Raw genomic sequence first — 14,335 nt, 5'->3', positions numbered from 1 at the left:
CATGCAGAACCCCTTCGAGACCCGCGAGATCTGGTTCCTCACCGGCAGCCAGGGGCTGTACGGCCCCGAGACCCTCGAGCAGGTCGCCGAGCAGTCCCGCGGCATCGCCGAGACCCTCGACGCCGCGTCCGACATCCCGGTGCGGATCGTCTGGAAGCCGGTGCTGACCGACCGCGACGCGATCCGCGAGGTCGCCCTGGCCGCCAACGCGGACCCGGCCTGCGTCGGCGTGATCACCTGGATGCACACCTTCTCCCCCGCGAAGATGTGGATCCAGGGCCTCGACGCGCTGCAGACCCCGCTGCTGCACCTGCACACCCAGGCGAACGTCGCCCTGCCCTGGTCCACGATCGACATGGACTTCATGAACCTCAACCAGGCCGCGCACGGCGACCGCGAGTTCGGGTACATCGCCACGCGCCTCGGCGTGGACCGCAAGACCGTCGTCGGCCACGCCTCGGACCAGGTGGTGCAGGAGAAGATCGGTCGCTGGGCCCGTGCCGCGACCGGCTGGGCCGAGATGCACTCCCTGAAGCTCGCCCGCTTCGGCGACAACATGCGCAACGTCGCCGTCACCGAGGGCGACAAGACCGAGGCCGAGCTGCGGCTCGGCGTCTCCGTGAACACCTGGGGCGTCAACGAGCTGGTCGCCGTCGTCGACGCGATCGAGGACAGCGCGATCGACGAGCTGGTCGCCGAGTACGAGCTGCTCTACGACGTGGTGCCCGAGCTGCGCCGCGGCGGCGAGCGCCACGAGTCGCTGCGGTACGGCGCCCGCCAGGAGCTGGGCCTGCGCCGCTTCCTCGAGGAAGGCGGCTTCGGTGCGTTCACCACGAACTTCGAGGACCTCGGCGGTCTGCGGCAGCTGCCCGGCCTCGCGGTGCAGCGCCTCATGGCCGACGGCTACGGCTTCGGCGCCGAGGGCGACTGGAAGACAGCGATCCTGGTGCGGGTCGCCGCGGTGATGGGCCACGGCCTGCCCGGCGGCGCCTCGCTCATGGAGGACTACACCTACGAGATGACGCCGGGGAAGGAGAAGATCCTCGGCGCGCACATGCTCGAGGTCTCCCCCACCCTCACCACCCGCAAGCCGTCCCTCGAGATCCACCCGCTGGGGATCGGGGACCGCGAGGACCCGGTGCGCCTGAAGTTCGCGGCCGACGCCGGACCCGCCGTCGTCGTCGCCCTCTCCGACATGCGCGAGCGCTTCCGGCTGGTCGCGAACGTGGTCGAGGTGGTCGAGCCCGACGAGGCGCTGCCGCAGCTGCCGGTGGCCTGCGCCGTCTGGGAGCCGGCCCCGGACTTCGCCACCTCGGCCGAGTGCTGGCTGACCGCCGGAGCGGCCCACCACACGGTGATGAGCACCGCGCTGGGCCTCGGGGTGTGGGAGGACCTCGCCACCATCGGCGGGATCGAGCTCGCGATCATCGACGCGGACACCACGGTGCGCTCCTTCGCTCAGGAGCTGCGCACCAACCAGGTCTTCCACCGCCTCGCCCAGGGGTTCTGAGATGGCCTTCCGAGCGCCCGGACGCAGCTGGTCCGGGACCGTCGACTACGGGCCGGGGCCGCTGCACGAACCGTGCACCCTCGACGAGCTGCGCGTCCTCGTGGCCCGCTCCCCGCGGCTCCGGGCGCTCGGAACCCGCCACTCCTTCTCCGAGGTCGCCGCCTCGGACGGTCCGCTGGTCACGCTCGCGCAGATGCCCGCCGAGATCGAGATCGACACGACGGCCCGCACCGCGCGGGTCGCCGCCGGGGTCCGCTACGGGGAGCTCGCGCTCGCCGCGCACGAGGCCGGTCTGGCCCTGACGAACATGGGCTCCCTGCCGCACATCTCGGTGGGCGGCGCGAGCGCGACCGGCACCCACGGCTCCGGGGACCGCCTGCGCTCCCTCGCCGCCGGGGTGCGGGCGATCGAGCTGGTCACGGCCGACGGCGACCTGCTCACCCTGTCCCGGGAGCGGGATGCGGAGATCTTCGACGGGGCGGTGCTCTCGCTCGGCGCGCTCGGGATCCTCACGCACCTGACCCTCGACCTGGTCCCCGCCGTCCCGATGCGGCAGACCGTCCACCTCGACTTCCCCGCCGTCGCGACCGAGCAGGAGACGCTCTCGGCGCTCCTCGCGGGCGGCACCAGCGTGAGCCTGTTCCACCACTGGGACGGGACGATCGCGCAGGCGTGGGTCAAGCAGCGCGTCGACGAGGAGACGGCGCCGCCGGAGTCCTGGCACGGCGGCCGACGGGCGCTGCGCGCCGTCCACCCCCTGCCGAGCATGCCCGCCGACTTCTGCACCGACCAGACCGGGGAGCCGGGGCCGGCGCACGAGCGGCTGCCGCACTTCCGGCTCGAGTTCACACCGAGCAGCGGCGAGGAGATCCAGTCGGAGTACTTCGTGGCCCGCGAGGACGCGGCCGCGGCGCTCGCGGCGGTGATGCCGCTCGGCGACCGGATCCGCCCGCTGCTGCACGCCTCGGAGATCCGCACGGTCGCGGCCGACGGGATGTGGCTCTCCCCCGCGCAGCACCGCGACAGCGCCTGCGTGCACTTCACCTGGCAGCAGCGGCCGGCCGAGGTCGCGGCGCTGCTGCCCGAGATCGAGGCGGCCCTCGCCCCGTTCGCCCCGCGCCCGCACTGGGGCAAGGTGTTCACCCTCGCTCCGGACACCGTGCGGGAGCAGTACCCGGATCTCGCCCGCTTCCAGGCGCTGCGCGACCGGCTCGACCCCCAGCGGGTCTTCGCCAATGCCTACGTCGACCGCTTGCTCGGAGAGTGACATGACCGCCCAGACCCCTCCCGCCCCGTCGGCCGGATCCCCCCGCCTGTCGGTCCCGTCCCCGATCCCGCCCCGCGGCTGGAACTCCTGGGACTCCTACGGCACCACCGTCACCGAGGAGGAGGTGCTGGCCAACGCCCGCTTCCTCGCCGAGCACCTGCTGCCGTACGGCTGGGACACGGTGGTTGTCGACATCGACTGGTCGGACCCGTCGGCCCGCTCCCACGGCTACAACGCCGACGCGCCGCTGGCGATGGACGAACACGGCCGACTGCTGCCCGACCCCGGGCGATTCCCCAGCTCCGCGGGCGGGAAGGGCTTCGGGCCGCTCGCCGCGCAGGTCCACGCGCTGGGGCTGAAGCTCGGGATCCACGTGATGCGCGGGATCCCCCGTCGGGCGGTCGCCGCGAACACCCCCGTGCTCGGCACCGCGGTGCGCGCGGCCGACGTCGCCGATCCCGAGAACTCGTGCGAGTGGAACCCGGACATGGTCGGGCTCGACCACTCGGTCGATGGCGCCGGCGCCTACTACGACTCGGTGCTCGCGCTGTACGCGGAGTGGGGCGTGGACTTCCTCAAGGTCGACGACATGCTCTGGCCGTACCAGGCCGCCGAGATCGAGGCCTTCGCCGGGGCGATCACGCGCTGCGGCCGGCCGATGCAGCTGAGCCTCTCCCCCGGCCGCGACCTGTCCCTGACCCGGCTCGAGCACCTGCGGGAGCACGCCACCATGTGGCGGATCTGCGATGACCTCTGGGACCGGTGGGAGGACGTCGCAGCGAACTTCGCCCGCTTCGCCCGCTGGGCCCCGCACGCCGGGCCCGAGGGCTGGCCCGACGGCGACATGCTGCCACTGGGCCGGATCGGGCTCCGCGCCGAGCGCGGGGAGCCGCGGGACTCGTTGCTGACCCCGGACGAGCAGGTCACGCTCATGACCCTGTGGGCGATCGCCCGGTCACCGCTGATGGTGGGCGGGGACCTGCCCACCTCCGACCCGGCCACGATCGCGCTGCTGCAGAACGCCGACGTGCTCGCCCTCCACGCCGGCGCGACCGCGAGCCGCGAGGTGTTCCGCGAGGACCCGCTGATCCTGTGGACCGCCGAGGACGCCGACGGTCGACGTTACGTGGCCGCGTTCAACGTGGGCGAGACGTCGCTGGACGTGGCGCTGGACAGCCAGGACGTCGGCCTGCCGGCCGCGCTGACCGGCGAGGTGCGGGAGCTGTGGACGGGCGCTCCGGTCCCGGCTCGTCCCGTGGCCGTGCAGTCCGATGCCGCGCGCGGCGTCGCCCCCGGTTCGACGGCGATCGACGTGCGGATCGCGCCGCACGGGGCGGTGCTGCTGCGGGTCGGGTGAGGCGGGGCGCAGGCGACCGCTGCGGCCGCCGCCCACCTCCCGCTCACGACCACCGCGCCGTGAAGGTCGTGATGGACCGGGGCGCCAGCCGCGTCGTGCCCCGGGCGATGCCGTCGCTGTCGCGCTGCAGCCGCCACTGGGATCCCCGGGCGAGCGACTCGGTCTCCGAGGTCCGGTGCGGGGTGAGGACGAGGGTCTTCGAGGGGGTCGGCACGGCGAGCTCGATCTCCTGCTCGGTGGCGGCCTCGTTGAGGGCGACGACGACCAGGTTCCCGGTGTCCTCATCGAGGTAGGCCGAGGCCAGCACCTCGATCCGGGTCGCGGGGGTCCACGCGAGCGCCTCCGCCTGCGTCATCCCGTCGGGGACGAGGAGGTCGAGGATGTTGGGGTCCTCGTGCCCGTCGGATCCCCCGCCGAAGTTCCAGTCGGAGCCCTCCCTCCGCACCTCCCGCACGCGCAGGGAGTCCGACTCCATGTTCCCCTCCGAGCCGGTGACGATCACCTGGATCGCCCAGCCGGGCTGGAAGTCCCCGAGGAAGCTCCTGGGGACGCGGACCGTGAGGGTGTCACCGGCCACCGACTGGTCCTCGGTCAGGGCGACGAACAGCGCCTCGCGCATCTCCGCCGACACCTTCGCGGCGACGTCCGAGGCGATGACATCGGTCCGGCCGGACGCGAGGATCGCGCGGTCCCAGGCGAACTCGTCGGCCACCAGGGCGCGCCGCCCCGGCAGCAGCTCCGTGAACCCGCCGTCCGCACGCGTGTCGACATAGATGTCGATGTTCTGGAGGTCGTAGCCGACGGGGCTCCCGTTCCACGGATCCTGGAGGTCGGCGCCGAGACGGATCGCGAACTCGACATGCTCCCCGGCGTCGGTCGCCTCCACCGAGAGCAGGTCGAAGCAGCCCGGGACGAAGACGGGATTCGAGGGATAGGTGAAGGTCCCGGGCCCCGTGTCGTCCCCGGCACGGTCCTCGAGGCGGAAGATCCGGTCTCCGACGGTGGTCCCCGTCGCGATCTCGGGCACCACGAAGGGGATGCGCGCCATCTCGCCCTCGGTCGGGGACTCCGCCGCGACGGCCAGCTCGATCCGGCGCGCGCCGGGGCGCAGGAAGCGGCTGTAGTTCCCGAGCGCCCACAGCCGCCGCGTCTCCTCGAAGGTCTCGGGATCGCCCTTCTCGACGTAGTCCGTGTAGATCAGGCCGTCGCGGTAGTCGTACCTGCTGACGGCGATCCAGTACTGCCAGGTCGTCGTCCGCGCGAGGGTGAGATCGGCGTGGACGGTCCGGGCGAGGGTCAGAGCGGAGTCCATCCCGTAGTCGCGCCCGTTGACCATCTCGCACCACTCGGTCGTGCCGAGCCGGACATCGGGGTACCTGCTCATGACCTCGGCGGCGAGCGTCCGCTGCTCGTCGGTGGACCAGTAGGAGTGCGTGGCGAGCTCGCCGATCCCTTCGCGGATCATCGGGTCCTCGAGCAGCAGCTCCGCGTACTTCTCCCCCGAGTACAGCGCCTTGTACTCCCCCGACTCCGGCGCGGAGACCGTCGTCTCCAGCCCACTGCCCGCGAAGGCCTCGATCACCGCAGCGGTGAGCTCCCGCACCTGCTCCGGCTCGTAGTGGCATCCTTCCTGCCCGGGGCCGTCCCAGCCCCACTGGGGCTCGTTGATCGGGCTGATGGTGCGGAAGTCGATCCCTTCCTCGTCGCGGAAGTGTCGGACCACGTCGAGGAGGTAGTCGATGAACGGTTCGTGGTCGACCTCGGCGAGGTTCGAGGTCCCCGGGTCGCCGTAGGTGTGGCCGTTCACCGTCAGGTGCCGCGGCGGGGAGTTGACGAAGGCGATGAAATCTTCGACGCCCCGCTGCTTCGCCGCCTGGAGGAACCAGCGCGCCGCCTCGTCCCGGCTCCAGTCGTATGTCCCGTCGCCGAGTGCGAAGGTCTCCGCAGTGCGCCACGGATCGGTGATGGTGTCGTCGAGCCCGCCGCCGACGTTGTAGCGGAACTGGGACAGGCCGATGCCCTGGGTCCGGGAGAAGAGGAGCTGGGCGATCGCGGTGCGGCGCGAGCGACTCCAGCTCCCGAGCTTCTGGGACCACCAGGACCCGGAGGCGCCGAATCCCTCGAGGGTCTGGTGCACCGTCCCGGGATCGACGGCGAGGCGGTACCGGGGCGCGTCCGCCGGGGAGCCGTCCGCGCGGGCCGCGCTCGGCGCGGAGGTCGCGAGGACTGCTCCACCCGCGGTACCCGCGACGACGCTCGCGGCGAGGACGACGCGTCGGGACGGCGTCGCACGCGGGTTCGGGGTCCCGCTGTGCGGGGCAGGAGAGGACAGCGGATTCTTGGACATGGCGACCTCGTCTCGGAGGGGCGTCCTCGTCGACGCCCTTTCTTCACCCCTTACCGTAAGCACAACCGTTAGCGGATGACCAGAGGATCCGCGAACTTGCTCCGCCCCCTTCCGCCGCGGCCGGGGCTCCGCTACGGTCGACGCACCCCCTTCTTTCGAGGGGTGTGAAAAGAGCGGTGAGACACCGCCCGACGATCCGGCACCGACGCCGATCCATCCGACGCACGACTCGACGAGGAGTCCCCTGTGCCCACGAATCCCCCCACCGCGCCCCGCCGACGGAGCATCCTCGCGGCCGCTCTCGCCGCGCCGCCCTTCGCGATGCTCGCTCCGTCTCTCGCCCACGCCGAGGGCACGCCCTCCCGTCAGTCCTTCACCCCCGGGGAACCGTGGCTCGACACCGACGGGAAGGTCATCCAGGCCCACGGCGGCCAGGTGGTGATCTCCGAGGACGCGGAGGGCACTCTCTACTACTGGTTCGGCGAGGATCGCAGCAACGGCTACGCCGCCACACCCGGCGTGCACGTCTACTCGTCTCGAGACCTCTACAACTGGACCGACGAGGGCCTCGCGCTGCGCACGCTCACCACCGCCGATCAGATCGACACCGACCCGTACTTCACCGCTCTGTACGGCGACTACTCGGAAGCGCAGAAGTCCGCGGTGATCCGCGACCTGCTCACCGTGCCCGAGGCAGGCAGCGGCATCCCGGCCGCGATCCTGGAGCGCCCCAAGGTCCTCCACAACGCCGCCCAGGGCACGTGGGTGATGTGGGTGCACGCCGACGGCCCGTCGGAGACCTCGACCGCCCAGTACGCGAAGGCGAATGCCGGTGTCGCCGTCTCGGACTCCCCCACCGGCCCCTACCGCTGGATCGACAGCTACCGCCTGCACCACGCCCCCGAGGGCGAGCCGAACTGGCAGCCCGACAATCCCGGCATGGCCCGCGACATGACCGTCTTCCTCGATGACGACGGCACCGCGTACATCATCTACTCGAGCGAGGAGAACTACTCCCTCTTCATCTCCCGGCTCGACGAGGACTTCACCGATCTGGCGACTCCCCCGGACCAGGCGGTCCAGGGCGTCGACTTCATCCGTCCCTACATCGGCGCACATCGCGAGGCGCCGGCCCTGTTCAAGCGGGAGGGGACCTACTACCTGATCACCTCCGGGGCGACCGGCTGGGATCCGAACCCCGCTCAGTACGCCACGGCGACGGAGATCCTCGGCGACTGGACCGATCACGGCAATCCCGTGACCGGCGACGGCGCCTCCGACACCTTCCGCTCGCAGTCCACGAATGTCATCCCCGTCGACCCCGAGCGCGGCACCTACGTGTACATGGGCGACCGCTGGACACCCTCGGACCTGAAGCACGCCCCCTACGTGTGGTTGCCGCTGCGGTTCGGCGAAGGCACCCAGATGTCCCTCGTCTGGGAGGACTCGTGGCGCTGGGAGGACCAGCCCCTGCAGCCCGCCTACACCGTCGACGTGAAGCTCCCCAGCTCGGTCGGTCTCGGCGAGATCAACAAGCTGCCCCGTCGCGGAACCGTGCGACTCTCCGACGGCACGACCGAGAAGCGGAGCATCAGCTGGGAGGCGCACCTCGACCGACCCGGGATGGTCGAGGCCGTCGGAACGCTCAGCGGTCCGGAAGCTCTCACCGTTCATCGCGAGGTCCTCGTGGTCCCCCGCCACATGGTCTACCTGGTCAACGCCGGCGGAGCCGAGACGAGCGACTACCTCGCTCTCCGCGAGCACGCGCAGGGTCCGGCCCTGAAGAACTCCGTCGCCGATCAGCCGTACGGGGCGGACCCGGCGACCAGTGCGGTGTGGGGCTACCAGGGCCGCTCGAAGCCCGCCGGATCCGAGACGGACTCCCTCGACCGCTCGCTCCGGTACGCGACCGATCACGACGATCTCACTTACCGCTTCGCGAACCTCCCGTCGGGCTCCTTCACCGTGCACGTCGGCTACTACGACCCCTGGCCCTGGGCCAACCGAGCCGCCCGCGTCTCCCTGAACGGGTCGGTGGTCGCGGAGGAGCAGCTCTTCACCGGGATCCCCGAGGCCGTCGCCTACGGCGGCATCACCCCCGGGCCGTCCGGCGAGATCACCCTGACCCTGCACCCGACGAGGTCACCGGACATCCAGGTCAGCTGGGTCGCCGTCGTGAAGGAGTGAGCACCCTCTGATGGCGGGCCCGGTTCCGCCCCGCCGCGGCAGATCTGCTGTCGTGTAGACCTGCTTACCTGCTGTCCACCGAAGGGATCACAGCGGCACGTGGCCTGCATATAGCAGGTCTCGTGCCGCTGGCGTCCCGCCCGTGGACAGCCGGCCGGGCCCAGCAGACTGCGTCCCCGCGCGCCTGGTCGAGGCTGTCGGGCGACCCCGCCGCACGGACCCCGCCGATCTCGATCCGGCCACGTCCCTCGCCCGCGCGGGGCGCGTGGGCTAGCGTCGGTCCCAGGCTCGGCGACTCTCGCCCGATCCGGTGCTCGGCAACGACGCTCATCCACTGGAGGCTCCCTTGTTCACTCGTCGTCAGACCCTCGCCCTGCTCGCCGCCGCGGGCTCGATCCCCGTCCTGGCCTCCTGCGGCCCCAACTCCGGCGGGTCCGGAGGCGGGGGCGGCGGTGAGGGCGGCGGCGACGTCCGCATCTACTGGTGGGGCGGCGACCTGCGTCTCGGTCTCACCCAGGACGCCCTCGCGATCTTCGCGGAGAAGAACACCGACTTCGCGGTCTCCCCCGAGTACAGCGAGTGGACCGGCTACTGGGACAAGCTCGCCACGCAGACCTCGGGCGGCGACGCCCCCGACCTGATGCAGATGGACGAGGCGTACATCGACTCCTACGGCACCCGCGGGGCGCTGCTCGACCTCGAGACGATCACCGACGTCCTGGACCTCTCCGCGATGGAGGCGAATATCCTGGACACCGGACGCCTCGCCGACGGCACCCTCGTCGGCGCCCCGCTGGGCATCGGCATCTTCTCCGTGGGCGTCAACGAGGACCTCCTCGGCGAGTCCGGGGTCGAGCTCCCCGCGGACACCGAGTGGACCTGGACCCAGTTCGCCGAGGCCGCAGCCGCGATCAGCGCATGGGGCGCGGACCAGGACATCGTCGGTATCGACATGTTCGGCCAGGGCGCCGCGGAGTTGCACGCCTGGGCGCGGCAGTCCGGGGAGCAGGTCTTCCCCAAGGAGGGTGACACCCTCGTGACGCTCGAGACCATCCAGGGCTGGCTCGAGTTCTCCAAGTCGCTCATCGACTCCGGCGCGGCGCCGGGGGCCGACGCACAGATCGAGGACTTCGGCGCAGGTGTCGAGGGTGGCCGCTTCGGCACCGGCAAGGCCGTGTTCCACTTCCAGTTCCACACCCAGGTGCAGACCTTCGCGAGCGCCTCCGGGGCGGCGATGAATCTGCTGCGGCTGCCGGCGATCACCGCCGGGGACCACCAGATGGTGAACAAGGCGTCGATGTACTGGTCGATCGCCGCGGCGAGCGAGGTCACCGAGAATGCAGGCGTGCTGATGAGCTTCCTGCTCACCGACCTCGACGCGGCGAAGGTGCTGAAGATCGAGCGCGGTGTGACCGCCTTCCCCGAGGTGCAGACCGCGATCGAGGGCGAGCTCAACGACATCGAGCGCATCTGCCTCGACTTCGCTCGCGACATGCAGGCCGAGGTCGCCCCCGCGCCGCGCGTCACCCCCGCGGAGGGCGTCGGCTTCGGCACCGAGGTGACCCGCATCAGCCAGGAGTTCTACTTCGGGAACACCGACGCGGCCGCGGCGGCGCAGCAGATCCTCACCGCGATCGAGGGCATGCAGCCCGCGGACTGAGCGCTGCGGGGGCCGCTGGGCCGTCGCCCGCCGCGTCCGCCTCGGGCGCACGTCGCGCGTCTCATGCCCCACCGCCCCGCTGCCCCGGCGACGCGGCGACGCGGTAGTACGTGTCGGTAAGAAGCAACTTACCGAAAAGTATTACCGCGTCGCCCGAGGGGACCGACGCCGACGAGCGCGTCGTCGGCGTCGGCCCCTCTCAGGAGGCTTCCTCGAGGCCCTTCTCGTAGTCGGCGCGCATCCCGTCGCCCGCGGCGGACCGCCATGCGCTGACCAGCGACTCGAGGTCGGAGATCGGCTGGCGCCCCTGCACGATGGCGTTCCAGCCATCGGTGAAGGCCTTGTCCGCCGCGGGATTCTTGTTGGCCTTGGTGTCCGAGTAGATTCCGAAGGCCGGGTTGTCCACGGTCGAGGCGAGCACCGTGGTCTGGTAGGCGTGCTGGACGTCCGCGTCGTCCGGCCGACCGGGCTGGAAGACCGTGTACGGCGAGTCCGCGAGGTACCGGATCGGGACCACGGTGTTCGCGACGCCCTCGGGGGTGAGGGTCGGGCTGCCGTCCACCATCGTGTGCTCGCGCCCTTCCTCGCCGAACAGCCGGTACTTGTACTCCTCGGTCCCGAAGGGGGCGGCGAGCCAGTCCAGCACGCGGAGGATCAGCTTGATCCGCTCGGGATCGTCCTGCTTCGAGATCCCGGTCAGCGAGTAGTAGCCCTGCCCCACGTGCCACGGGGCCAGCTCGGAGCCATCGCGGGTGTAGACCGGCATGAGCCCCAGCTCGAAGTCCGGGTTGCTGGCGTTGTCGGCGATGTACTGCGCCCAGCCCGGGTAGCCGTCGTGGAGGTTCAGGGAGACGGTGCCGGCGTTGAAGAGCTGCTTGAACGGCTGCGTCGCCGAGAAGGCGTCGGGGTGGACGACCCCCGCCTCCCACAGCGTGACCATGTCGGCGAGGGTCTGGGCGAACTCCTCGGTCTCGTAGGCGTGGACCAGGGAGCCGTTCTCCTCGCGCCAACCGTTCGGCTCCTGGTTCAGGCGCGCCAGGTACTGGCGCATCTGCCCGGGGAGGGAGAGGGCCCAGCGGCGCTCCTTCGCATCGGTGAGCCCCGTGCACAGCTCGAGGAACTCGTCCCATCCCTTGGGCTCCGGGTTCAGCCCGCGGGCGTCGATGATGTCGCGGCGGATGAAGTTGTAGTTGCCGACGCTGCCGCGCGGGATCGGGATCCCGTAGATCGCCCCGTTGTAGCGCGAGGCGTTCTTCCAGTGCACCGTCGGAATGTTCGCCAGGTTCGGGTAGTCCTTGATCGCGTCGCCGGCGAGGTACTCCGAGAGGGGCTCGAACCGGTTCTCGAGCAGGGCCGGGTAGTTGGCCACGTCCAGCAGGCGGATCACGTCCGGCAGGTCGTCGCCGGCGATGACGGTCGGGAATTTCTGGGCGTAGTCGGCGTTGCCGACCATCTGCATGTCGAGGTCGACGCCGAGGCGCTCGTTCAGCCCCGCCCACCAGGCGTTCCGGTCGGGGCCGGGCGGCACGGCGTAGTAGATGTCGGCCATGCCGGTGATGGTCGAGCCGTCCCCGGGGACCTCGGCGACGGAGGCGGGGTTGTCGGCGGGGAACGAGCGGAACGCCGGATCGACGCCGGTCTCGGGATCCCCGGGGAAGTCCGGCTCCAGGCCCTCGTACGGGATGTACGTGGGCAGCTCGACGGTCGCGTTGACCTCGGCCGCCTTCTCCCCGCTGGGGGTGCTGTTGCCGCAGGCCGAGAGCAGGCCGGTGCCGGCCAGGGCGGTGACGCCCGCTCCGGCGAGGACGGAGCGTCGGGAGACGCCATTTCGGGGTGTTGCAGACATGTCTGTTCCTCCTTGAACTGTGCTGCGGTGAAGACTTCGGTCGTGCGTCTTGCGGAGGTCCCGTGCCGTCGAGTCGAGCGGGTGGGACCTGGCTCTCGTGCTCCTCTCCCCGAGTGGGGAATCGCCGGGCGATGTCGCCCCGGCGAGGTCCTTCACCCCTTGACCGCGCCGATCATGACGCCCTTGGCGAAGTGACGTTGGAGGAAGGGGTAGACGACGAGGATCGGGACGATGGCGACCACGAGGATGGCCATCTGCATGGGGAGCTGCGGGGGGATCGCCTCCGCGTTGGCGCCGATCTGGTCGCCGCCGATGGTCGTCTGGTTGACCACGAAGGTGCGCAGCACCAGGGCCATCGGCCACTTGTCGCTCGACTGGATGTACAGCAGGGCGTTGAAGAAGGCGTTCCAGTAGGCGACGGCGTAGAACAGCCCGATCACCGCGAGCACCGCCTTCGACAGCGGCAGGACGATCCGCACCAGGACCGTCAGGGCCGAGGCGCCGTCGATCTCCGCGGACTCGAACAGCTCCTTGGGCAGCTCCTGGAAGAACGCCCGCATGACGACCACGTTGAAGGCGTTGACCATCACAGGCAGGATCAGCGACCACCACGAGTCCAGCAGGCCGAGCTCCTTGACCAGGAGGTACGAGGGGATGAGGCCCGGGGAGAAGAGCACCGCCCCGAGGACCAGCAGCAGCACGGGCTTTGCGAAGGCCGCCCCGGGCCGCGAGAGCCAGTACGCCAGGCCCGCCGTCGTGGCGAGGGAGAGGAGCGTGCCGATGACGGTGATGCCGACGGAGACGAGCACCGCGCGCGTGACCACGCCGCCGGAGAGGATCGCCTCGTAGGCCGCCGTGCTGAATCCGGAAGGCCACATGACCATCCCGCCACCGGAGGCGTTGATCGTGGCCTGGTCGGCGAGGGAGGTGGCGATCACGGCCCAGAAGGGGATGATCACCAGCAGCACGGAGATCCAGAGCGCCGCACCGCGGAGGATCCGCATGACGGGGTTGGGCTTCTCCATCCAGGCCGGTCGCCCGGTCGCGTGCCGCACCCTGGGCTCGCTCGCTCCGACTGTCTTGGTCTCGATGCTCATTTGCTGTACACCCCCGCCTCGCCGAGCAGATGGGCGAGCTTGTTCGCCCCGATCACCAGCAGCACCCCGACCACGCTCTTGAAGAGCCCGGCCGCGGCCGACAGCCCCCAGTCGCCCTGGATGATGCCCTTGTTGTAGACCCAGGTGTCCAGCACCTCGCTGGCCTGGAGTCCCACCGGTCCCTGCTGCAGGATGATCTGCTCGAAGCCGACGGAGAGGCTGTTCCCGAGCCGCAGGATGAGCAGCAGGATGAAGAGTCCCTTGAGGGAGGGCAGCGTGATGTGCCACAGGCGACGCCAGGACCCGGCGCCGTCGACCGCGGCCGCCTCGTACTGCTCCTGATCGATCTGGCTGATCGCCGCGAGGAAGATGATCGTGCCCCAGCCGGCGTCCTTCCAGATCGCCTGGGTGGTGATCAGGGCGACGAACATGTCGGGGACGCCGATGATCTCCAGCATCGGCAGATCGTTCTGCAAGAGGAAGGTGTTCAGCGCCCCGGCGTTGCCGAGCATCTGCTGGAAGAGCGCGACCACGATCACCCACGACAGGAAGTGGGGGAGGTAGAGGATCGACTGGGTCAGTCGCTTGAGCCGCTCCCCGGCCAGGCTGTTGAGCAGCAGCGCGAGGAACAGCGGGACCGGGAACACGATCACGGTCTGCACGAGGGTGAGCACGAGGGTGTTGCGCAGCGCGTTGAGGAACTCCGGGTTCCCGTCCCAGAGGAAGGAGAAGTTCTCGAGTCCGACGAACGGTGCCTCGGAGATCTCGAGATAGGGCTGGTAGTCCTGGAAGGCGATCACGTTCCCGAGCAGCGGGACGTACTGGAAGAGGATCAGGGCGATCGCGCCGGGGAGCCCGATGCCGATCAGCAGCCCGTCCCGTCTGAGGCGGCGCCGTCGCCTGTCCGATCGCTCCTGGTCGGAGAGGGGAGGCCGGGCGGATCGCGCCTCGGCTCGGGGACGTCGCCCCGGAGTTTTCGCTGCCGCGTCAGTGCGTGCAGTACCTGTCGCCATGTCATCTGCCTACGTGGGAAGGAGTGGGGAGGACTCGGCAACCGCCGCGTC

Annotated in this window: 9 protein-coding genes; 5 read left to right on the top strand and 4 right to left on the bottom strand. The window is 70.5% G+C overall.

Going from position 1 to position 14,335, the window contains the following annotated elements; all coding sequences use genetic code 11:
* Nucleotide 1: 1 nt before the first annotated feature.
* Genes araA through ACZCAH_RS12410 form a run of 3 tightly spaced genes read left to right on the top strand, consistent with a single transcriptional unit; the run spans nt 2 to nt 4,134 of the window.
* Entirely contained in the window at nt 2–1,510 is a 1,509-nt protein-coding gene (gene araA, locus ACZCAH_RS12420) for an L-arabinose isomerase (protein WP_464341370.1), read from the top strand.
* Nucleotide 1,511: 1 nt separating this feature from the next.
* The gene (locus ACZCAH_RS12415; RefSeq protein ID WP_464341369.1) at nt 1,512–2,777 is read left to right on the top strand and encodes a D-arabinono-1,4-lactone oxidase; all 1,266 of its coding nucleotides are present in this window, start codon (nt 1,512–1,514) and stop codon (nt 2,775–2,777) included.
* A 1-nt stretch (nt 2,778) separates the two neighbouring features.
* Nucleotides 2,779–4,134: an alpha-galactosidase gene (locus ACZCAH_RS12410; RefSeq protein WP_464341368.1), complete on the top strand. Its 1,356-nt coding sequence runs from the start codon at nt 2,779–2,781 to the stop codon at nt 4,132–4,134.
* Between the two features lie 43 nt (nt 4,135–4,177).
* Here the strand turns inward: ACZCAH_RS12410 and ACZCAH_RS12405 are convergent, their stop codons facing one another.
* Complete coding sequence (locus ACZCAH_RS12405; RefSeq protein WP_464341367.1) at nt 4,178–6,481, bottom strand: glycoside hydrolase; 2,304 nt, start codon at nt 6,479–6,481, stop codon at nt 4,178–4,180.
* 246 nt (nt 6,482–6,727) lie between these two features.
* On the opposite strand from ACZCAH_RS12405, the gene ACZCAH_RS12400 reads away from it, so the two are divergent.
* Together ACZCAH_RS12400 and ACZCAH_RS12395 are read left to right on the top strand one after the other, a co-directional pair.
* Nucleotides 6,728–8,668 carry a family 43 glycosylhydrolase gene (locus ACZCAH_RS12400; RefSeq protein WP_464341366.1) on the top strand — a complete coding sequence of 647 codons (1,941 nt, stop codon included), beginning with the start codon at nt 6,728–6,730 and terminating at the stop codon, nt 8,666–8,668.
* 346 nt (nt 8,669–9,014) lie between these two features.
* On the top strand, nt 9,015–10,328 hold the full coding sequence (locus ACZCAH_RS12395; protein ID WP_464341365.1) for an ABC transporter substrate-binding protein: 1,314 nt from the start codon (nt 9,015–9,017) through the stop codon (nt 10,326–10,328).
* Nucleotides 10,329–10,527: 199 nt separating this feature from the next.
* Here the strand turns inward: ACZCAH_RS12395 and ACZCAH_RS12390 are convergent, their stop codons facing one another.
* The 3 genes from ACZCAH_RS12390 to ACZCAH_RS12380 form a co-directional block, all read right to left on the bottom strand.
* The gene (locus ACZCAH_RS12390) at nt 10,528–12,174 is read right to left on the bottom strand and encodes a type 2 periplasmic-binding domain-containing protein (RefSeq protein ID WP_464341364.1); all 1,647 of its coding nucleotides are present in this window, start codon (nt 12,172–12,174) and stop codon (nt 10,528–10,530) included.
* Nucleotides 12,175–12,326: 152 nt separating this feature from the next.
* Entirely contained in the window at nt 12,327–13,271 is a 945-nt protein-coding gene (locus ACZCAH_RS12385; protein ID WP_464341363.1) for a carbohydrate ABC transporter permease, read from the bottom strand.
* Nucleotides 13,268–14,284 carry an ABC transporter permease gene (locus tag ACZCAH_RS12380; RefSeq protein WP_464341362.1) on the bottom strand — a complete coding sequence of 339 codons (1,017 nt, stop codon included), beginning with the start codon at nt 14,282–14,284 and terminating at the stop codon, nt 13,268–13,270. The genes ACZCAH_RS12385 and ACZCAH_RS12380 overlap by 4 nt, the downstream gene beginning before the upstream one ends.
* Nucleotides 14,285–14,335: the final 51 nt, after the last annotated feature.

It is taken from the genome of Brachybacterium sp. B718/18 (assembly GCF_055454375.1).
This window is presented reverse-complemented; position numbering and strand designations above follow the sequence as displayed.

Bases quoted from the DNA above. Each gene is read 5' to 3' on its own strand.
- ACZCAH_RS12380 (WP_464341362.1), bottom strand. From the start codon at position 14,284: ATGGCGACAGGTACTGCACGCACTGACGCGGCAGCGAAAACTCCGGGG.
- ACZCAH_RS12415 (WP_464341369.1), top strand. From the start codon at position 1,512: ATGGCCTTCCGAGCGCCCGGACGCAGCTGGTCCGGGACCGTCGACTAC.
- ACZCAH_RS12410 (WP_464341368.1), top strand. From the start codon at position 2,779: ATGACCGCCCAGACCCCTCCCGCCCCGTCGGCCGGATCCCCCCGCCTG.
- ACZCAH_RS12405 (WP_464341367.1), bottom strand. From the start codon at position 6,481: ATGTCCAAGAATCCGCTGTCCTCTCCTGCCCCGCACAGCGGGACCCCG.
- araA (WP_464341370.1), top strand. From the start codon at position 2: ATGCAGAACCCCTTCGAGACCCGCGAGATCTGGTTCCTCACCGGCAGC.
- ACZCAH_RS12385 (WP_464341363.1), bottom strand. From the start codon at position 13,271: ATGAGCATCGAGACCAAGACAGTCGGAGCGAGCGAGCCCAGGGTGCGG.
- ACZCAH_RS12390 (WP_464341364.1), bottom strand. From the start codon at position 12,174: ATGTCTGCAACACCCCGAAATGGCGTCTCCCGACGCTCCGTCCTCGCC.